Genomic DNA, 21,583 nt, shown 5'->3' on the forward strand with positions numbered 1-21,583 from the left:
TACTTCAATGCGGGCGCGCATACGAGCGCGAAAGCTCCCACCGAAACGAGTGGTCCCATTGAAATGTAAAACCCACTGTTAAATCATACAGTGGGTTCCGATTAATATTGCTTCCGCCTGCGAAACAATCTAATGATCGCATAAATAATGATGATCCATAGCCCAATGCTAAGTAGTGACAGCAAAGGAAACCCAAGCGAAAAACCGGCAAACGGATTGACCAATGATCCCAATATTGTCCCTAGTGCCAATCCCCCGAATAAACCGCCGAAAAAACCGCCGAACCCCGTTCGCGGCGTTGGCGTTGTTCTCGGTTGGCCCGGATTGCGAACGTTTTGGTCAGGTCTCCGCGTCGTACGCCCAGGGGTACCGATTCCCGGATTATAGCTTCGTCTGGGCGAGCGAAATCCGCCTCGTCTATAGGAATGTATCGTATCATCCTGTTCCTCTTGGCTATGATTTACATTGGGTTCGCCGAAAACTCCGGCCGTGGAACATCCAAAAACCAAAGGAATTACCAAGAGCAGTATCAATAACTTCCTCATCATATGCACCTCCTTCTGTAGTGTGCCCTGCCGGCATAAGAACATTCAGACGTTCCAACACACAGACGAACGACTTGTCTTACGTTTACGAAATACTCGATTTCGTTTGATATTCACTTAACCTTCATGCTTTAGGCTTTTAGAGATAAAAAGCATGAAGGAGGAGCACATGAAGCGAAAATGGATCGCCGGATTATTATCCGGCATACTGATCGGCAGCAGCTTTTTTGAGTTTGCGCTTGCAAACACCCCTGCTTATGCAGCCCCTTCGGGAGCGATGCCCGTGTTCATCTCGGAAATTTATCCCGATGACCGGTCGAATCAGCAAACGATCGAGGGCGCAGGCGGGGCCGATCTGTTCGAATATGTTGAGCTTTACAATCATTCGGGGGCACCGCTCTCGTTCAACGATGAGTTCAACATTCGTTACGACTACAATACGGGCGTGAAGACGCTGACGGTAACGGACACGGTTTACGGCAATCCGGATGGAGTGGTCATCCCGGCGGACAGCCCAGCCGTGCTATGGGTGGAACGAACCAGCTCGTCCATAACCGGGGCTGCCGCCGCCCTGACGGAATCCGATTTCCGGCAGTATCATTCGGTTCCCGACCATGTACCGGTATTCAAGCTTCGGGGACAGGATGGCCTCAACAACACGGACCGCGGTTTATACATAACCCGTAAAGGCGATGACGCCGCCGTAATCAGCAGCTTCTACTATACCGCCGAGGGTGTCGGCGACGGCAAGAGCGTGCACCTTCAGCCGCCTTCCGGCGGTTCAGGAATGATTCCTTACGCACGGGAAGCAGCGCCTTCCGCCGGTATCATCGATCCGGATCAGTTGTTGCCGCCTGACAATCGCATGCCGGACATCAGTCACAGGCCGGTCGCCTCGGCCGACCGGACGCAGCCTCTGACCGTAAGTGCAAGCGTCTATGACGAAGACGGCGATGCGTTAGACGTTAAGCTTTATTACAAAACGGCTGTCAATAACCCATACAGCATGATCGATATGATGGATCGCGGAGGGGATCAATTCGATGCGGTCGTTCCGGCCGATCAGTTGATCGGCGATAAGCTGTATTATTACATAGAGGCAGCGGATGGGCTTCAACGTTCGAGATCCGGGGATTATGAAACGGCGTTAACCGGTGCCGTCGCAGGCGGAGACGTTCCGCGCATCCTCATTACCGAGATTCTGCCGAACCCGGCCGGGGATTACCGATGGGGAAGCGGCAACCAGTACGAATATGTTGAAATCTACAATCATTCGGATCAGGAATTGGACCTCAAGGATTACACGCTCTGGTATCTGTACCCGAATCAGACGGCACCGAAGAGCTGGACGATTCCGGATCATACCGCAATCGAGCCTTACAGCTCAGCCGTCATCTGGTTCGCGAAGGAAGCCATCGCCAACGGCAAGGGATATACAACGACGGCCGACTTCAATCTGCACTTTAACAGCACGCTGAACGATAGCGACATTATTTTCTACGATAATTCAAAAGCTTCCGATTTCAATCTTCCGAATTCGCTGCATCGCGGGCTGGCCATTTCAGCACCGGGTCAGGCAAATTCGTACATCGTGCAGGCCTGGTACGACCCGAGCACGCCCGACAGCCCGGACAGGCTGGTGAACGACGTTCGTAACGCAGTCGTTCGATATGCCTACCCGGATGCAGGAACGACTATGAAAAGACTGGATAACCGGATGTATGCCAATCCTGGCAGCATTGATCCGGGTCAGGTGCCGCCTATAACGGGCATGGATATGATTGCACCTACGCTTCAGCATGAACAGACCGCTTATAATTTGGGCAAGGGGCAGGCATATGCTGTGACCGTGACCAGCGACGAGCCTCTTGCTTCAGCTGAGGTATTGATCGGAGCAGCCTCCGAGGAGCCGACGACTTTTACGGACAAGCATGCGCTGCAGCTTGCGTCCCAGGAAAACGGACGTTACGTCTACCAAGGCTCGATCACACTGAATGAAACCGGCGTCTATCGTTATATCATCGACGCGGTCGACAGCAGCGGCAATCGTACACGGGTTCCATATAACTCCAGAGGCGGCCTTCTGACCGTTAATGATGAAAGCACGGGGACGGAGCTGCCGAACCCGGGGTTATCCATTGCAAACGGAAGCATGCTTAGCGGGAATGCATCCTTCTACGCTTACGGCTCCCGTGCCGAGGACGTTATCGAAGTTCGCTTCGACGGAAATCCGATGCCTCTTCGCAAGGCGCTGCCAGGCAAGGTACAGCTCGGCATGCAAAGCCGTGGCATCGATCAGATCTACCAAGCATCGGCAAGCGCGCTGAACGCAAGCGGAGAGACGGTCTTTTTCGCGCGAATCTTGCCCAAATATATCGACGGCGCATGGTCGATGTTCGATATGACACCGGATCTTTTCGTAACCGGTTCGACCGTTTCCGTGCATACAGGAAATGAGAACGCTCCTTATCAAGTCAAAGATCACGACAAGGTATTCGGCAAGAACAACCATGATGATTTCGAAGTGATGAATCTTCATCTCGTGCTTCCGGACGGTTCGGTCGTCAAACCGGATAAGGTGCTGAACTACCTGGGCAATCTGGGGCAAACAACCGTGGATTACCGGGAGGATACCTACTACGGATTCGGTGATGCGGATTACGGCAGCAATCCGAACAAGCCGATGATCAGCGACTTCCATTTCCCGATTCCGCAGGACAAGTTTACGGCTAGATATGCCGAGCTTGACACCGCCGCGATAAAGGACGGGATTTATCCTCTAAGCATGTCGATGAATGGTCAAGTCTTCCAGTCCATCGACGTGACCGTGGACAACACCGCACCCGAGATTGAAGGGATATCGTATGGGGAAGGGCAATTATTGACCGACGCCATGCAGCTCAAAGGGACGTTTACGCTGGATGTGGTCGCTTCGGACCAGTTAAGCGGAGTTGCCGAAATTACGGCGGAGCTTGATGGTGAGACGATCACGCTTCCTTACGAGACGTCTTCCACGTTGCTTGCGCCGGGCGAGCATATTCTGAAAGTGACCGTACTCGACGGGGCCGGCAATTCGGCGGAGATCACACGCACCTTCATGATTGAAGAGGAGAAGCCTCTTCTTCCGGGCGAAGTTTCCCCAGCCGATTTCGCGGAGAACGTTGGTTTGAATCCGAGCCTGAGAGCTCGGCTCAGCGATCCAAGCGGAGACTCGATGGATGTGCGCTTTTTGGAGGGGGATAAATACGATTTTGCCCGCGCTGACGGAATCGAGGGTCATATCAACGTTGCAGACCGGGAGCCGCCGCTTGTTCTGGAGCCAGACGGCGAGAAGGGGATCGGCAAGGAAGAGGCCGACAAAATGGCTTACCCTGACGGAGATTACCTCACCACGGATACCGATTCCGGATTCCCTTATCATCGATTCGAAGTCCAGCTGGACGAAGCATGGACCGAACAGGATAAGGTAGAGCTGCACTGGGAGGGACGCACGCTTCCGGGACGCATCGTGACGCTGTATGCATGGGATTATGAGACTGGCAAGTGGACAGCGCTGAAGTCGGCCACCGGCGACGATGCCGAATCCGACATCGCCCTGACGGCGGAAGTGGATCCTAAGCGTTATGTGCGAAATGGCAAAATCCAGGCCATGGTGCAGGATGAAGTGAAGAGCGCGAACGCGCCGTTCAACATTTTATGGTTTACGGACACGCAGTATTACGCGGAATCGTACCCGGATATTTTCGATAAACTGGGCGATTGGATCGCGGAAGAATATAAAAAGGGCTTGTTCAGTTATGTCATTCATACAGGTGACATCGTGAACGTGGCTGACGACGAGAAGCAGTGGGCGGTAGCCGACCGCAATCTGAAGAAGCTGGACGAAGCGGGCGTACCGTATGGCGTCCTCGCGGGTAATCACGATGTCATCATTGACGGCGTGGATTACTCCTACTACGGAAAGTATGTCGGGGCCGACCGATACAAGAACAATCCGTGGTATGGCGGCGAAATGGATAACAACCGCAACCATTACGACCTCGTATCGTTTGGAGGCCATGACTTTATTTTCCTGTACATCGGCTTCGGACTTGAAGACACACCGGAAACCATTGCTTGGGCCAACGAGGCGCTGAAGAAGCATGCGGACCGCATAGCGATCGTGGGCATGCACGCCTATCTGGAGAGCAACGGCACCTTGTCAAATATGGCACAGCGCGTGTTTGACCAGGTCATTGCACCGAACAAAAACGTGCAGCTCGTACTAAGCGGGCATTATCATGCCGCGAATAGGGTCGTGAAGACTGTGACGCATCCGGACGGATCGACGAGACAGGTGATCGAAATGCTGGCAGATTATCAGGGTGGGCCGAATGGCGGAAACGGCTATCTGCGCCTGCTTCAATTCGATCCGGTCTCAGGTACGCTGGACGTGGATACGTACTCGCCTTACTTGGACGATTACAATTTCTTTGACGACGCCATCGAGGATTTTACCGAGCCGTTTGCGTTCAGGGACATTCAAAAACGGGTGGCAACCGATTATTTTGCAGTCAACGTGTACAAAAATAAGCTGATTGGCGAGAAAAAAGACGTGAAATCCGGAGAAATTGCCTCAGCCGCATGGAAGGGGCTTGAAGCCGGCAAGACGTATTACTGGTATATGGATATTACCGATGAATTCGGCGCCAAGCAGCTGAGCCCAATCTATCGTTTTACGACCTCGAAGAAAACGTCTCCGCCTGGAGGCGGAAATGACGGCGACGGCAACAATGGGGGCGGTAATAACGGTAATAACGGAAACAACGGAAACAACGGAAACAACGGCAATAACGACGGCAGTAATCAACCAGGCCAAAGCAAGCCAGGTGGAAAACCACCGGCCACTGGGCCTTCCAGACCGGGAACGATTACGGCGCAAATCGCCATAAACGGCCAGAGGGCTCAAGCAGCCGTCAGCGAATCGGAGCTCAGCAGTGCCTTCGAGAGCGTCTCTGCGAACGCGCGTGGAATCAAGACCGTGACGATCCAGCTGGACGAAAGCGCCCGCTCGTTCAACGGCGAAATCGTCATCCAGGTTCCGTCAGCTTACTTGAACCGCAATCACGCGCGGGAACGGATCGAGATCGTTACGCCGCAGGCAACCGTGAAGCTGGCTTCCGATATGCTGAACCGTCTGCCGGATGCAGGGCAGTTCACGGGTATCGTGGTACGGGCGGGTGATCGAAGCCTGTTGTCCACGGACCAGCTTGCCGGGATCGCTAATAGACCGGTCGTTGAGTTGCTGCTGCAAATCGATGGCAAGACGGTGGAATGGCCGGGAAGTACTACCCCAGTATCCGTCTCGCTCCACTATGCAGCCAAGACCGACGAACGAACGGATCAGCTGGTCGCGTGGGAAGTCGATGCGATGGGAGCGATAACCTCTGTCCTGAACGCATTTTACGATGAAGAGCTTCGTGCTCTGACGTTCGAGACAGGCAAGCTTGGCACATATGCGATTGCATATAAGCCGGTATCCTATCGGGATGTGGAACCGGGAAGCTGGTATGCAGACGCCGTCCATTACCTTTCTGCCCGTGACATTATTAAGGGGGCGGGAGGAGGACGGTATCTGCCGCAGAAGGAGATCAGCCGGGCCGATTTCCTGGTCATGGCGATGAACGCCTTCGGCATAAATCCGGAGAATACGGATGAAGACGGTAATTTTGCCGATGCGGGCAGCCGCTACTATACGCCGTATCTATCTACAGCGAAGAAGCTGGGATTTGTCCATGGAACGGGAGATAACCGGTTCAGACCAGGGGACTCGATCACGCGTCAGGATATGGTCGTCATGCTCCATGCGATGATGGAATCGGTTGGCAGCGAGCTGCCGGGCGGAGGAAAGAAGATCGAAAGCTATACCGATGCTAAGGACGTATCCGGTTATGCGAAGGAAGCGATGGACTACATGCTGGATGTCGGAATGCTTCAAGGCACCATTGGAGGCAAGCTGTCACCGAAGTCTGTTACCAATCGGGCCATGGCAGCGCAGCTGATGTACAACTACCTGCTCAGAAGCCGGGAGGCTTCGTAAGAAAAGGAGTAAGGGTCGAGCTGGTATCATATGCATATGATGGATTTATGTGATTCGAGCGGGAGGAAGCTCCCGCTCTTTTTCTCGTTGAAGTAAAATTTCGAGGTCCCTTCTCAACAACCTGAAGATCAATCTGACATCTAAAAATCCGTCCCGTTTTTATTAATAACGAATTTACTATCATTCGTAATTATGGTACCGTATGAGCATGGAGATGTACGAAAGGAGCATGGACTAAAAATGGCAGATATCCTGTAATGGTGAAGGAATGGAAAGGATATGTTGATCCCTTTTTTATTAAAGGGTCAATTTCCCATTTTTTGTTTAACCATTATTGGATCGCTGGGTTCATGTGCTATAAATACACCGGGCGAATTCCTTTTTAGGTATTCGCTTTTTTTATGGGTGAGCTTACGTCTCCATTAGCACGTCAATCGGCGTTTCCGTGAGGAGATGCAGGGTATGAAACGATTAATGAATAAGATTGCCATTGTTACGGGCGCCAGTCGGGAGATGGGCATAGGTACTGCAATATGCCTGGAATTAGCAAGAGAAGGCGCTGACATCTTTTTCACTCATTGGTCAGCCTATGATCAAGGCATGGACTATTTTGTTAATGAGGATTTGGACTGGGCAGAACATCTTATGGAGGAAATCCGCAGCTTGGGCGTAAGGTGCGAATCCATGGAGTTGGATTTATCGCAGATTGAAGCACCGGAAATACTGCTTAATGAAGTTCAGGAGAAGCTGGGATTGCCGTCCATTCTTGTAAATAACGCAACCCATTCCGTTGATGTTGATTTTCGATCACTCAATGCGGATATCCTCGATGCTCATTATAACGTGAACATTCGAGGAACGTGTCTTTTGACGGTTGAGTTCGCTCGTCGAATTGAAGGCACACACGGTGGCCGAATTATTAACCTGGTATCGGGTCAGGACAAATCACCTCAACCTGGAAATTTGGCTTATGTTTCGACCAAGGGGGCGATTTCCACTTTTACGAAATCCGTTGCTCTCGAATTAGCGCCGCTTCATATCACCGTTAATGCAGTAGACCCTGGACCAACAGACACTGGATGGATGAACGGTGAATTGAAAGAATACTTGCTACCGAGATTCCCTATGGGGCGGATCGGTGAACCTAAAGATGCTGCCAAATTAATCGTTTTTCTAGCAAGCGAAGAATCTGAATGGATTACGGGACAGATTATTCATTCCGATGGAGGCTTCTGGTGAGTTCTCCTCAGTGGTTGACTGATTAAAAAATCAAAGCTGCCGGATCCATGGTCGACTCGGCAGCTTTGCTGCGTTATAAGAGATATCAATTAGGAATTGATAGTTACCCGGGTTCGATATACGGATTGCCGCTCCACCCACCCAGTGAAGAGATCCACGCAAGGTTAAAGTTTACGGCGGTATACCAAAAGGAAATAGCAGGATGGCAACCAATCAAACGGTTCGTTTGGCAATTGAAGAATCTATACGATTCCTTGAATCCACTTCGCAATGGGTGACAGCCCACGGTGAACACACCCGCCAGAAATGGGATGGGGCATGGTGGCATATGTCTGTGCTTTATGAAATGGGAGAGGTGAGTCAGATTCCCGAATCTGTGATCGCCAGAGCCAAACATTTACTCGAAACTCAAGTGTGGCAGACTTGGGGATAGCCACGCCTTGCGCCGGAGGAAACTTTTTTCATGCAAAGTCGCTTATCGGCGGCTTTTTTTATTTTCGATGGATACGTTATATGACATTAGATGACATCATTAAGGGCTAGAATAAGTGGTAAATCCCGAAAGGAGAAACAAAGCATGAAACGTAAAATCATTTTAGATTTAGCCGTAACTTTGGATGGTTATATTGAAGGAAAGAATGGGGAAGTAGATTGGTGCATTATGGACCCGGAGATGGGGTTTTTGGATTTCTTGAATCAAATCGATACGATATTGTATGGAAGAAAAAGTTATGATTTGTGGGGCCAATTCACGCCGGTTCCGGATCAATCGGACGCTGATCATGAGCTTTGGTCAATCGTTCACAGTAAAGAAAAATATGTGTTTTCCCGGACGCAAACAGGAAACGATCATAAAGCAATCTACATCAACGATCATATTCTTGAAGAAGTACTTGCAATAAAGAATAAGCCGGGTAAAGACATCTGGTTATATGGAGGAGCAAGCCTCATTACAACCTTTATCCAGTTAGGGCTGGTTGATGTATTCAGATTATCGGTTCACCCTGTCGTTTTGGGAGAAGGAAAACCGTTGTTCGTGGATATCAAGCAAAGGTTGAATTTAAAGCTGGTGAATACAAGAACGTTCTCCTCAGGAGTCGTGCAGCTCATCTATCATTTGGATGGAAGCGAAAAGTGAACCGGGTTAACCTCGGGAAGATGTTTTAGTTAAATGATAGCTCTGTTTGATCATGTCGTGAATTTCTTCTTCTGGTACGGTGCCGTCAAGAATAATAGAATTCCAATGGTTTTTATTAAGGTGAAAGGCCGGAGCTACTGCAGTGTATGCCTGGCGTAAGAACTCGAGCATGCCGGGTTCGCATTTTACATTGATCCAAATAAGATGGTCTTTTTCAAAAATCCAAGCAAAAACTTTATTGTTATCTTGATGCCGAATCACTGTCCAATTTTTATCACGAAATGGTTGATCCTCATACGCATGGCTCAAACTCAAACAGTAATCAATGGCTTCCTGTCTACTTCGCATTCATAACTCCCCCAACCTATAACCTACAAAAATGCCGTGGCTTGTACGGCATTTTTGTATGCACTCCTAATCAACATCAAGCGCAGAACTACTATTAACATAACAAATATGGTTGTCGGGGGACAAGCTGAAGCTGCAAGGAACACGGATCGACACTTGGTTCCTTTCATTTAATCAGACTGTCACGTTCTTTACGTGGGGGTGCTGTGAGTAATGATAACGCTGAGTCGATGCAGCTATCGATCCATTCCCGATTAGGATTGGATTTCTTTAATACCGTTATTCCGATGAAAGCTACCACAAGCGACTGGGCTATCGCCCGATCGTTGATCGATTCGTCGATCTCTCCGGAGCGTATCCCTCGTTTAAGGGCATCTTCAAACATCGCCGCTAAATATTGTTGATGCTCTCGCGTCAAAATTTCAAACTTCGCATCGTGCGGAGCGAGCTCCACCATCGTATTAATGCAGAAGCAACCTTTCTGCTCAAGGGTTCCGTCAGGGAACGCCCCTTCCAGAAACAAGCGCCTGAAGGCAGTCTTGACACTCGTACTTTCGTTAAGCTTCAAGCGAATGGATTTAGCGTGTATTTCGTTATACTTTCGAAGGGCTGATTCAAACAAAGATAATTTGTCTCCAAATGCAGCATATAAACTAGGTTTCTGAATCTTCATTCGAGAAGTTAAGTCACTAAGTGAAGTCGCCTCGTATCCCTTTTCCCAAAACACATGCATTGCCTCCGTTAAAGCCTGTTGTTCATCAAATTCACGAATTCTAGCCATAACCCCTCCTGATTAAATACCTTTTAGTACATAATATTTTATCGAAGAATATTGATTAAATCAACTAAACGTTGACATTCATCCATTTCTGTGAGTTAATTGGTCTCAAAATAACATACCGAACGGTACATTTAAGGAGGCTGATTCAATGTCAAGTTCCCCTAAGCTTCGTCCGAATTACACGGAATCACAAGCACAACTATCGAGCGCGGCGGTTTTTCTTTATGCGGTCATCTGCGGATCGGCAGTAGCAACGGTTTATTTCTCCCAACCTTTGCTCGATATGATGGCTACTGAGTTTGGTATGAATAGATCTATCATCGGTACGGTAGTAACCGTGACCCAGATTTGTTATGCGTTTGGGTTATTGTTCTTGGTGCCGTTAGGGGATATGTTTAATCCGCGTCGGCTTGTAACGGGGATGATCGTGTTATTATCGATCGCATTAAGTATCGTCGCATTAGCTTCAAAACCTTGGTTTCTATTCCTCGGCTTGGGGACGGTTGGATTCCAGGCTGTAGTTGCACAAGTGCTTGTTGCTCTTGCCGCTGATCGAGCACCGCAATACAGACGTGGCCGCACGATTGGAGTTGTTACTAGTGGAATTGTAATAGGGATACTACTGGCCCGTACCTTTTCGGGCACCTTAGCGGATATGAACGGATGGCGTTCCGTTTATATCGTCTCGGCAGTGATCATGATCTCATTGGCTTTTGTGTTCCTAACCGTTACACCCGATACAAGACGTCCGCCAAGTAAGAACTCGTACAGGGAAGTACTCCGCTCCATAAAAGATCTATTCGTACAAATCCCCCTATTGAGAATTCGCGGCCTCCTTGCCTTCTTCATTTTTTCGGACTTTAGTATTCTATGGTCCTCAATGGTTTTGCCGATGAGCTCCCCTCCACTTTCGTTCAGCCACAGCGTAATTGGATTGTTTGGACTCGCAGGTGCAGCGGGGGCGTTGGCCGCGAGCAGCGCCGGGCGACTGGCAGATCGGGGATTAGGACAACGGACAACAGGAATCGCGTTGTTGCTGTTATTGTTCGCATGGCTCCCAATCGGGTTACTACTGCATTCCATGTGGCTTTTCATCATAGGGATCCTTATGTTGGATTTCGCAGTGCAAGCGATTCACGTTACCAATCAAAGCATGATTTTAAGTGTTCGTCCGGAAGCAAGAAGCAGGTTAACTGCCGGGTACATGATCTTTTATTCCTTTGGAAGTGCAACGGGTGCAATCGCGTCAACCTGGATTTATTCTTGGGCAGGGTGGTTCGGCGTGTGCATGCTGGGGGTTCTAGTAAGCATGATCGCCTTGATATTTTGGGCTTGTACTTTGAATACGTCCGATTGTTCTCTTAATAATCAGCAATAAATTGAAGGTAATCTTTAAGAAGACCAAACATGACTACGTTCCGCCATATAAAAAAAATGAGCAAAACAACACGATTCCACGTAGTTGTTCTGCTCAATGTGCTGTACGTATGGCTAAATCCGAGATTAAACCTTAGCCGATCCGGTTTGCGGGCCGGATGGCACACTGCGGAGCCAGCTGCGGCGCCATTTCAGCTGCATTACGATCGTAAGAGTCAACGAAGCCGCCGCGATAAAGCTTAAAATGATGAAGCCTGTGGCGTATGAGCCTGTCGCTTGGTACAATCGCCCCAGAATCAGCGGCAGCGCATAGCCTCCAAGTCCACCGGCAGCGCCGACGATCCCGGTAACCAGGCCGATCTCGCCGGCAAACCGTTGAGGGACGAGCTGAAATACGGAACCGTTACCCGCTCCCAGACACATCATGCCGATAAACAGCAGGATGACAACGACCCAAAGAGGAGGCAGGAAGGAAACACCGATCAGCATGATCGCGGCACCGGCATAGAGAATCATCAGCATTCGAGAGCCGCCGATTCGATCGGCGAGAAAGCCTCCAACTGGGCGGAAGAAGCTCCCTGCGATGACGCAGATCGTTGTAATGTCTGCGGCCTGAACCGCGGAGAGACCATACTGGGTGTTGAAGAAGATCGTCAGATAGTTAGCGAGCCCGACAAAGCCGCCAAAGGTTACGCAGTACAGGGCACAGAATACCCAAGCATCACGTTGTTTAAGGACATGGCCGTATTCGTACAGCCGTTTGGGGGCAGGGCGATTCGGGCTGTTGCGGGCAAACAGCGAGAAGTAAATGAAGACCAGTACAATAGGTATGATTGCTAGACCGAACACAACTTCCCAGCTTCCGAAATGCTGGGCAAGACGATTGGCGAACAAGGTCGCGAGAACGGTACCGCTGTTCCCGGCACCCGCGATCCCCATTGCCAGACCTTGATGTTCCTTGGGATACCACTGACCAGCAAGAGGAAGCGCAGCGGCGAACGATGCTCCCGCGACCCCGAGCAGAACAGCAACGACGTACAATTGATCGAGTGAATCTACCCATAACCAGCCGAGCAACAGAGGGATCAGGGTGACCATCATTCCAATCTGAGCGGTAAGTTTGGGACCGATACGATCAGCCAGGAAGCCTAATACAAGTCTGAGAATCGAGCCGCCCAGAACGGGCAGCGCCACCAAATTTGCCTTCTGAACCGGATCCATCGGATAATCCGCGGCAATGATAACCGCAAGCGGCCCGAGCATGCCCCAAATCATAAAACTGATATCAAAATACAGAAAAGCACCGAACAGGGAGGGCTTATGCCCGCTTTGCCAAAAACCTTTCCTCTCCATGACTTTCACTCCTCATCCAAATGTGTTCTTCTCTGTTCTCTTGGCTTCATGAAGCCAAATCGCCAAATCCCCAGCCGCAGGCAAAAAAGGCCGCAAGTCGCTCTTTTCCAGAACGATTCGCGGCCACATTGCCCATGACAAAAAACACGTCATTGTGTCTTTCGTCTTAATATTCAGCTGATTTGATGTTCACATTATAGACAGGAGGGGGAAATGGTGTCAATATACATAACACAAAAATTTAAAAAAATTTAAATTTATAAATTTACTACTCTCAAAATGTAATATATATTGACATTATAATCGACATGAACTAATCTGTATTTAACATAATAATCGAAGATCGGCACAATGCTGTGCCAGTTTTGAGGCAATGACGCCCTTTCCCTGCGTGCAGGGGGAGGGCATTTTTTGTATTTTTCTCACATGAAGATGACATGGCTTGAATGGAGGAATAACATGCAGCGAAAGAAACTTATAGTCGTCGGGAATGGCATGGCGGGGATAAAGTGTGTTGAAGAAATCCTAAAGATTGCTCCGGAGCACCTTGATATTACGATCTTCGGAGCCGAGGCCTTTCCAAACTATAATCGGATCCTCTTATCCAAAGTCCTGCAAGGTGAACATGCGCTGCAGGATATTATTCTGAACGACTGGTCCTGGTATAAGCGGCATGGGATCCGCTTGTTCGCTGGTCAGCCCGTTCGTCATATCGATGCCAAACGACGTTTCGTCGAGACAGCCTCCGGCCTACGCGCAACGTATGATGCATTAATCCTGGCAACCGGCTCATCTCCATTCATACCGCCTATCCCAGGAACGGATAAGGAAGGGGTTATATCCTTTCGAACGATCGACGATTGCGAGAGAATGTCCGAAATGTCCAAATCCTATAGAAAAGCGGCTGTCATTGGCGGAGGGCTGTTAGGCTTGGAAGCAGCTCGCGGGCTGCTTCATCTTGGTATGGAGACCCAAGTGGTTCATAACGCACCTTATATCATGAATCGACAGCTGGATCGCGTCGCTGCGGATATGCTTCAGCGAGAACTCGAGAGCCAAGGGATGCAATTTTATTTGGCGAAAAACACCACGCGAATTACCGGCCGAACAAGGGCGCAGGGGCTTCGGTTTATGGACGGAACGCGGCTTGATGCGGATGTGGTCGTCCTCGCCGTGGGGATCAGGCCGAACATAGAGCTGGCCCAAAGAAGCGGCATTCTAACGCGGAGGGCGATTGTCGTAGATGACTTCATGAGAACAAGCGATCCGAACATTTTTGCCGTGGGGGAATGCGCGGAACACCGAGGAGTAAGTTACGGCCTGGTGGCCCCCTTATATGAGCAGGGGAGGGTGCTTGCCCGCGTCATCTGCGGACACGAGACTGAGCCCTATAACGGGTCGATCCCGTCCTCCCAGCTTAAAATATCGGGTGTAGATGTTTTTTCCGCCGGCGTAATCTCGGGTGAAGGCGTAGAAACCGCTGTTCAGAACTATGATGCCGTTTGCGGCACATACAAAAAAGTAACCATGCACAACGGCAAGATTGCCGGGGCAATTCTGTTCGGGGATACGGCGGAAGGAGCTGCATTGCTGGGATTTGTGGAACGGGGCGCGGCCGTAGCAGAGCTACTCCCGCGTGAGCGTGCTGCCAGCCCGGCGGAAGCGGCGGCTGAAGCGCTGCCGGACCATGAAACGGTGTGCGCTTGCAACCGTGTCAGCAAAGCGGCGATCATTCATGCCATAACCGACCACGATTTAACAAGTGCCGAAGAAGTAAAGGTGCATACCAAAGCATCCGCTTCTTGCGGCGGATGCCGGCCAATGGTGGTTGGAATTGTCCAATATATGCAAAGCAGTAAAACGACGGATAAGCCGCAGAAACAGAAGGCAGTCGGAACGCCGGCGGAAGCTCCTATATGTGATTGTACGGTTCATGGTCATTCTTCAATGAAGCAAACCATTACTGACGCGGTGAATCAAGGCTGCCGTACCATCCCGGACATCATGTCGCAACTGGGCTGGAAGAAGGCGGGCGGATGTACTATATGCCTCCCGGTCATACGATTCTATCTGGAAATGGCGGGCGTTGTTAACGATGAAGAGAGGATAGCGGCTAGGAAGGCACAAAGCCATGTTTTTTATGCAGATCAATCGTATTATCAGGGCGTGCGGATACGTATTGACGATGGGGAAGCTTCCGAACCGGTCGCGGCTGGCATCCAGCGCATTGGGGAAAGGCTCCGTATCAGCTGGCAAGATGTAACGCTTCCTTATCCGGTAAGTGCCGGCGTGTCATATGGGACAGGGTCGCCCATTGGAATTCTGGTCCAGGGGATCGGGATCTCAGCTTCCCCCGCAGGTTGGGAGGTGTATCTCGGCGGACATGCGGAGCATCCTGTCCGTGAAGGACAGCTGATCGGTGTTGCAGAGCAAGAGGAAGACATCGTTCGTCTCGTATCCGCTTGCCTGCAGTGGTATCGGCAGAACAGCTTCTACAATGAACCGCTGTGGGCGTGGGTGGAACGTACGGATGTCCTTGCGATCCGGGAGATTGTGCTTGACGATGATATGCAGCGTGAGCTTGCAGAAAAGCTGTCGCGACGTTCGTTGAAAGCTTATGCCGGTTAGACGGAGGAGAAATCGAGGGAGAGGTGGTCTAAGATGGTTTATACGGATTTGGATATAGAGAGAGCTCCTGCCAAGGTAGAGACTCAATGTCCTTTTTGCAGTGTACAGTGTAAGATGACGGTTACTGAAGTGGAGGAAGGCGTTCCGGGTCAGCGACGGACTGCCTACCAGATTGAAGGCGTGCCAAACGCTGCCTCCGAGGGCAGGGTCTGCGTCAAAGGCATGAATGCGCATCAGCATGCTGTCCACTCGCAGCGGTTGCTGGAACCACTGATCCGTGTCAACGGCGAGCTCGTTTCTTGTTCCTGGGACGAGGCGATTCACGTGATAAGCCATCGGCTAAAGACGATTACAGACCAGTACGGTCCTGATGCGAATGCCGTATACGGCGGTGGATCGCTGACCAACGAAACGGCCTATTTGCTCGGCAAATTTGCCAGAGTGGCGCTCGGCACGAAATATATCGATTATAACGGTCGTTTCTGCATGTCGGCAGCGGCCTCTGCTGGGAGTAAAACCTTTGGGATTGACAGGGGGCTGACGTTCAGGCTGGCCGACATTCCTCTGGCGCGCTGCATTGTCCTCGCCGGTACCAATATCGCGGAGTGCCAGCCAACGCTGCTGCCTTATTTTAACCAGGCGAAAGAGAACGGAGCGAAGATCGTGGTCATCGACCCGCGGAAAACGGCAACAGCCGCCATTGCGGATATCCACCTGCCGATCAGACCGGGTACGGATGCGTTGCTGGCTGATGCCATGCTGAAGATCATCATGGATGAGGGCTTCGTGGATGAGGCATTTATCCGAGCCAGGACAAATGGTTATGATGAGCTGAGAGCCTATATGAACGGGTTCAATTTGAATCGGGCTGCCGATCTATGCGGACTGGAGCTGGAGCAAATCCGGGAGGCAGCCAGATCCTATGGCATGGCAGGCACAGGAATGATTTTGACCGCCCGAGGGGTAGAGCAGCAGATGGATGGCCATCTTGCGGTTCGGCATTTTCTGAACCTGGTCTTAGCCACAGGCAAAATCGGCAGGGAAGGCTGCGGATATGGAGCCGTCACCGGGCAGGGGAATGGACAGGGCGGAAGAGAGCATGGGCAAAAGGCTGATCAGCTGCCGGGCTACAGATCGATCGAGAATGAGGAGGACCGTAAGTACGTTGCCTCCGTATGGGGTGTTGAAGCTTCAAGCTTACCTGGAAAAGGCATCTCGGCCTATGAGATGATGGAGCTTGTTCATCAGGGCGAGATCAAGTCTCTCTTCGTGATGGGCTCCAATCCCGTGGTTTCGAATCCGAACGCCGGGCATGTGGTGGAAGGCTTGAAGAGCCTTGATCTGCTGGTGGTTGCCGATATGTTCATGTCCGAAACGGCCCAATTGGCTGACATCGTGCTGCCGGTGACCTCCTATTTGGAGAATGAAGGGACACTGACCAATCTGGAGGGGCGGGTCCTTCTGCGGGAAGCCGGCCGTGAGCCTCCCGGTGAGGCGCGCCATGACTGGATGATCCTCTGCTCCATAGCAGACCAACTGGGAAAAGGACTGTACTTTCGCTTCAACGGGCCTGAAGAGATATTTAATGAGCTGAGACTGGCGAGCAAAGGCGGGGTTGCTGATTATTACGGCATCACGTATGACCGATTGCGCAGGGAGGAAGGGGTGTACTGGCCTTGCCCCTCTACCGAAGAGGCTGGGGTCGGCTTACTGTTCCAGCAATCGTTTGCCCACCCGGACGGGAAGGCTGTTTTCACCATAACAGAAGGAGAGCGCTGGGGAGGAGTGTCCGAGGAATACCCGCTAATCCTGACCAATGGACGCGTATTGTCCCATTATCTGACCGGGGTGCAGACCCGGAGAAGCCCCTCTTTGCTTGCGCGCGAGCTGGAGAATTTCGCAGAGATTCACCCGACTACCGCACAGCGTTATCGGGTCCGTGACGGCGAGTGGGTCGAAGTTGTGTCGGAGCATGGCTCATTTACGGTCCGCTGCAGAGTTGGAGACTCTATTCGGCAAGATACCCTGTTTGTCCCTATGCATTGGGGCGGGGTACAGAACGTCAATCATGCTACCCGGCCGGAGCTGGACCCGTTCTGCAAAATGCCCGGCTTCAAGACCACTGCCGTTCGTATTCGGTCTTTAAAGCAGGCAAACAGCCTGGAAGGATAAGCGGTTAAGAACAAAGCGCCTACATTGATTATAATTCGCCTCTATTACGATGTCACAAATCAGCTTCTATCAATCTAATGACCATTTCGATGAATCAGAGCATCTCATCGAAGTGGTCATTATTTTGTCGTTAATTGTTGCAAATGCAGCATTATTCGATTAAACTAAATAAATACTTTTGTTGCAATTGCAACATATTGAGAACGAGGGAGTCAATTGGATGGAAATTCTTCGAGAGATTGGAATGATTGCAAGAGCATTGGATTCGATTAGCAATATGGAATTTAAAGAATATGACCTGACCAAAGGACAATATTTGTACCTTGTGAGGGTATGCGAAAACCCAGGAATCATTCAAGAGAAGCTGGCTGAGATGATAAAAGTAGACCGCACAACTGCAGCCCGTGCCATCAAGAAGCTTGAGCTTCACGGCTTTATTGAAAAGAAGGAAGATCATCATAATAGAAAAATCAAACGGCTCTTTCCAACGGAGAAAGGGAAACGTGTGTATCCTTTTATAAAGAGAGAACATGATTATTCCAATGGGGTTGCATTAGAAGGGTTATCCGAAAACGAAGCAGAAACTCTGTTCAATCTCTTGCAGAGGGTCAGAAAAAATGTAGAGAAAGACTGGGAGTTTGTTAAAAAGGGCAACAAGAGATTGTATTGATTTATCAAAGGGAGGAGAGATCGATTGACGATCCATATAAGAAAATGCACCTTAGAAGACCTGGAAATACTTCAAGATGTTAGTGTTGAAACATTTAATGAAACATTTAAGGATCAGAATTCACCTGAAAATATGAAGGCATATTTAGACAAAGCATTTAACTTAAACCAATTAGAACAAGAGATAAGCAATAGCTATTCGGAGTTCTATTTTACTTCTTATAATGGGGAAATCGCCGGGTATCTAAAGGTAAACACCGAAGATGCGCAAACGGAATTGATGGGCAATGACTCGCTTGAAATCGAGAGGATTTATATTAAGAGCCGCTATCAAAAACATGGGCTTGGCAAGCTTCTGCTCAATAAAGCCATGGAAATCGCGGCGGAACGCCATAAACGGAAGGTTTGGTTAGGCGTTTGGGAACGAAATGAAAATGCTATTGCTTTTTATAAGAAAATGGGGTTTGTTCAAACAGGTTCCCATTCCTTTTATATGGGGGACGAAGAACAGAGGGACTTCATTATGATCAAAACCTGCATGTAACGCTTCAACCGAGATTATAGCACTGAAGCTGAGCTATAACTAGCAAAAGGGCGCCAAGATGGGTGCGGCTTGTCTGTACGGCTTAGGCAACGTTTTAATGGTATAACAACAAAAACGATGACCTATGTCATCGTTTTTGCTTTAGATCTAACAGATTTGATTGATCATTTACCATCCTACACGAATAATCAGGCCCTTCGGATCGCCCACTTCGAGATAAGCAGCTTGGCCGTTGACATCATCATATGCAAATCCATAGGCCAAGCGGTTAATGCTGTGGTCGTGCCAGAATTTTACGTAATAATTAGCCGGAGCGGCTTGATAGTAATTTGACACGTTATTCCAGTCGCTCGTCGTATATACATGGCGATTGATGGCTGCGCACGTTGCAGCATCTGTCAAAGCGCCGTCGCACCGGAAAATATCCTGCGTACTGTACGGTGCGTACCCGGCGAAATAGTTGGCATTCGCGCCTCCCTGGGCGAAAGAGCCGTGAATTGGCGCTACAATGCGATATGGAGCTTGAACGGTTGCCAGCGATTTGAATTCGGCAGGAACCTCGGCCTGGAATTTGGCGAAAATTCCGCTTCGAGTCTCGGATTCAAGCTCACCTACGGTTTGGTCAAAAGAACCTGATTTGTTGACTAGCCGATGCTGGATCGGAAAACCGAACCCATCCACGCGTGTCGTATTGCCGTGATAGCCTGCCTGGTCAACCGTGAATTCAACGAAATCGAAAATGATATCGCGGTTTGGATCCGTTGGATTGTTCAGATCGGGACCGGCAAATCCGTGATCGAAGGTTTTCAAGTACATTGGGGAACCGACGCTAAGAAACATTCGGCCTGACGTAATCTGAGGCAAGGTGATCCAGGAAGCATCGCTGACCTTGTGGTAAATGTTGGCGTAATGGATGCCGTTCTTGGTTAAGTGGCCTGGCGCATCATTCAAGGCGCTCGAGATGGGGATCAGATTGCCACTCAGGTCCAGGTAGCTCCAACGACCGTTCACGGGATTGATGCCGAGGACGCCCCAGTATATTTGCTGGTCGGTGTAAGCGCCATGGGTCCCGTTCATGATCTTTACGGAGACGGCACCGTTTGGCGGCATGGGAATCGAGGATGGGAGAATGTCATATATGGAACCGGATGAAGGGGGATCTGGCGTGGAACCAGCGGTGTACGTAAAGATATTGGTGTCGTAGGCTGGGGTTCCGTTATTATAAGTAAACCAATACGCAATGACGTTGCCAGCGGCTATGCCTGTGATCGCTTGTTCGTATCGGGATTTGCCAGCGTTGTACGCCATTCTCAAATTTTGCTGCACGCCGTCATTCACTTTGTAATGAACATCCACCCAACTCGTCTTGACGGACGATTTGAACCATATGGTAGCTGTGCTTCCGGATCGTTCGATGCCCTGCGTGTAGTCTGCGGCTTCCGCCTTCGTACCGAAGAAGGTACAGCACGTCAGCAGCAACGACAGAATCAGCAAATAAGACAATCCCTTTCGCATCATTAAAAGTTCCTCCTTTAATTTGGGGATAAAGTCAACTTTGCAATTGGGCTTGAAACGGCATCACTCCTTTGTTTTACCGAGGTATTCGGCTGTTGATTGCTGTGAATGCGGTTACAAAAATGATTATAATTCCGTTTACCAAAATATAGGAGTCTTGGAATTTCGGGATGGGGCTCACAATTTCGGATGGAGTTTGAGCGTTACAATAGTTGGCAATTTTAAAGGCAGCTAATCATACAGATTAGCTGCCGCTATTGTCATGGCATCATGTTTATAACTGTGGTTATGGCAAAAGAAAGGGGATTTAACCCACAATTACGAAATCATCGTGCAATCTACGAAGGCGGTAAGCATTCATGGCGGATTCACGCAGCTCCTCAAGAATGGTGTAATTTGCCCAGGCGCCGGCGACAGCGCCGATCCCAGGCACCATCTGCAGCATTTTCCGGAAGTCCATGGCGTCCCGATACTCGATCTGAAATGTCTCCCAGTCCATATTGCGGGCGTACTCGGTGTCGGACATCCATTGTTCCTTTTCGATATGCCAATGCTTGACGGATTCGAGCAGCCGCGCACGGTTCTCCGGTCCCGAGAACGTCATTTGGAACACCTTGAGAATGAATACCCGCTCAGAGAAATGCTTGGTGTCATAGCCGTAAACATGAGCCAGCTCGAACAGAAATTTCATCTTGATCGCAATTAAAGCGGGAAAGTCCACCATGCTAAGCATAATGCCGCCAGCTCCCGTTCCAGCCCCTTCGGCAACCGCAATTTTTTGGTACAGGGCAAATAATTCCTGCGCTTCTTGATCCGCAGCCTCAAGGTCCAAAGTACGCTCCACCTGCCGACTCGGCGTATATTCCGCGCCGAACAATGCCGTGCGCACGATCGATCGAATGGTGGTCGTTATGATATTGTGCACCTTCGGGGGAATCCAATGATTAATTCGATTGCCGATTGTTTTCGATGTTTTTTCCAGCCATCCCGGCGGTCTGAACATTTTGTGTTCCCAGTCGGCAATTTCCCTCTGTACTTTATGTTCGTAGCTCATGCTCCATCGCTCCTCCAACATACTTGGCAAAATTATAACGAATATATCCATGATTCGAAACCGTCCGCAGGAGGTAGCGGACCTCGACTAAAGTCCAGCATCGCATCGAAGATAAATTGCTGATTGTGGGCAGGGTTCTGT

General features: G+C 50.1%; 14 protein-coding genes. 9 read left to right on the top strand and 5 right to left on the bottom strand.

The window, feature by feature from the left end; genetic code table 11:
• Nucleotides 1–714 precede the first annotated feature (714 nt).
• From NSQ46_RS14685 to NSQ46_RS14700, 4 genes are all read left to right on the top strand, one after another.
• Nucleotides 715–6,624 carry an S-layer homology domain-containing protein gene (locus NSQ46_RS14685; RefSeq protein WP_342576911.1) on the top strand — a complete coding sequence of 1,970 codons (5,910 nt, stop codon included), beginning with the start codon at nt 715–717 and terminating at the stop codon, nt 6,622–6,624.
• Nucleotides 6,625–7,086: 462 nt separating this feature from the next.
• The gene (locus tag NSQ46_RS14690; RefSeq protein ID WP_251534703.1) at nt 7,087–7,863 is read left to right on the top strand and encodes an SDR family oxidoreductase; all 777 of its coding nucleotides are present in this window, start codon (nt 7,087–7,089) and stop codon (nt 7,861–7,863) included.
• Nucleotides 7,864–8,065: 202 nt separating this feature from the next.
• On the top strand, nt 8,066–8,296 hold the full coding sequence (locus NSQ46_RS14695) for a hypothetical protein (RefSeq protein ID WP_007128185.1): 231 nt from the start codon (nt 8,066–8,068) through the stop codon (nt 8,294–8,296).
• A 144-nt stretch (nt 8,297–8,440) separates the two neighbouring features.
• On the top strand, nt 8,441–9,001 hold the full coding sequence (locus NSQ46_RS14700; protein WP_251534705.1) for a dihydrofolate reductase family protein: 561 nt from the start codon (nt 8,441–8,443) through the stop codon (nt 8,999–9,001).
• A 6-nt stretch (nt 9,002–9,007) separates the two neighbouring features.
• On the opposite strand, the gene NSQ46_RS14705 is transcribed toward NSQ46_RS14700, so the two are convergent.
• Both NSQ46_RS14705 and NSQ46_RS14710 read right to left on the bottom strand, forming a co-directional pair.
• Nucleotides 9,008–9,349, bottom strand: a complete 342-nt coding sequence (locus tag NSQ46_RS14705) for an MmcQ/YjbR family DNA-binding protein (protein WP_251534707.1) — start codon at nt 9,347–9,349, stop codon at nt 9,008–9,010.
• 166 nt (nt 9,350–9,515) lie between these two features.
• A complete protein-coding gene (locus NSQ46_RS14710; RefSeq protein WP_342576912.1) occupies nt 9,516–10,130 on the bottom strand; it encodes a TetR/AcrR family transcriptional regulator in 615 nt (204 codons plus the stop codon).
• A gap of 148 nt (nt 10,131–10,278) precedes the next feature.
• On the opposite strand from NSQ46_RS14710, the gene NSQ46_RS14715 reads away from it, so the two are divergent.
• A complete protein-coding gene (locus tag NSQ46_RS14715) occupies nt 10,279–11,508 on the top strand; it encodes an MFS transporter (protein WP_342576913.1) in 1,230 nt (409 codons plus the stop codon).
• A gap of 125 nt (nt 11,509–11,633) precedes the next feature.
• Here the strand turns inward: NSQ46_RS14715 and NSQ46_RS14720 are convergent, their stop codons facing one another.
• On the bottom strand, nt 11,634–12,860 hold the full coding sequence (locus NSQ46_RS14720) for a nitrate/nitrite transporter (protein WP_342576914.1): 1,227 nt from the start codon (nt 12,858–12,860) through the stop codon (nt 11,634–11,636).
• Nucleotides 12,861–13,319: 459 nt separating this feature from the next.
• Here NSQ46_RS14720 and nirB point away from each other — a divergent pair, with 459 nt between their 5' ends.
• The 4 genes from nirB to NSQ46_RS14740 all read left to right on the top strand — a co-directional run bounded on the left by nirB (nt 13,320) and on the right by NSQ46_RS14740 (nt 18,873).
• The gene (gene nirB / locus NSQ46_RS14725) at nt 13,320–15,488 is read left to right on the top strand and encodes a nitrite reductase large subunit NirB (protein WP_342576915.1); all 2,169 of its coding nucleotides are present in this window, start codon (nt 13,320–13,322) and stop codon (nt 15,486–15,488) included.
• A 33-nt stretch (nt 15,489–15,521) separates the two neighbouring features.
• The gene (locus NSQ46_RS14730) at nt 15,522–17,660 is read left to right on the top strand and encodes a nitrate reductase (RefSeq protein ID WP_342576916.1); all 2,139 of its coding nucleotides are present in this window, start codon (nt 15,522–15,524) and stop codon (nt 17,658–17,660) included.
• Between the two features lie 220 nt (nt 17,661–17,880).
• Nucleotides 17,881–18,330, top strand: a complete 450-nt coding sequence (locus tag NSQ46_RS14735) for a MarR family transcriptional regulator (RefSeq protein ID WP_341033275.1) — start codon at nt 17,881–17,883, stop codon at nt 18,328–18,330.
• 24 nt (nt 18,331–18,354) lie between these two features.
• Nucleotides 18,355–18,873 (top strand): GNAT family N-acetyltransferase, encoded by a 519-nt coding sequence (locus NSQ46_RS14740; protein WP_341033276.1) that lies wholly within the window; start codon nt 18,355–18,357, stop codon nt 18,871–18,873.
• Nucleotides 18,874–19,041: 168 nt separating this feature from the next.
• On the opposite strand, the gene NSQ46_RS14745 is transcribed toward NSQ46_RS14740, so the two are convergent.
• Complete coding sequence (locus NSQ46_RS14745; RefSeq protein ID WP_342576917.1) at nt 19,042–20,391, bottom strand: glycoside hydrolase family 64 protein; 1,350 nt, start codon at nt 20,389–20,391, stop codon at nt 19,042–19,044.
• Between the two features lie 304 nt (nt 20,392–20,695).
• Nucleotides 20,696–21,442, bottom strand: a complete 747-nt coding sequence (locus NSQ46_RS14750) for an EcsC family protein (protein WP_028405971.1) — start codon at nt 21,440–21,442, stop codon at nt 20,696–20,698.
• Nucleotides 21,443–21,583 lie beyond the last annotated feature (141 nt).

The sequence above is a fragment of the Paenibacillus sp. FSL M8-0142 genome (genome assembly GCF_038597315.1).
Classification (GTDB): domain Bacteria; phylum Bacillota; class Bacilli; order Paenibacillales; family Paenibacillaceae; genus Paenibacillus_AQ; species Paenibacillus_AQ lactis.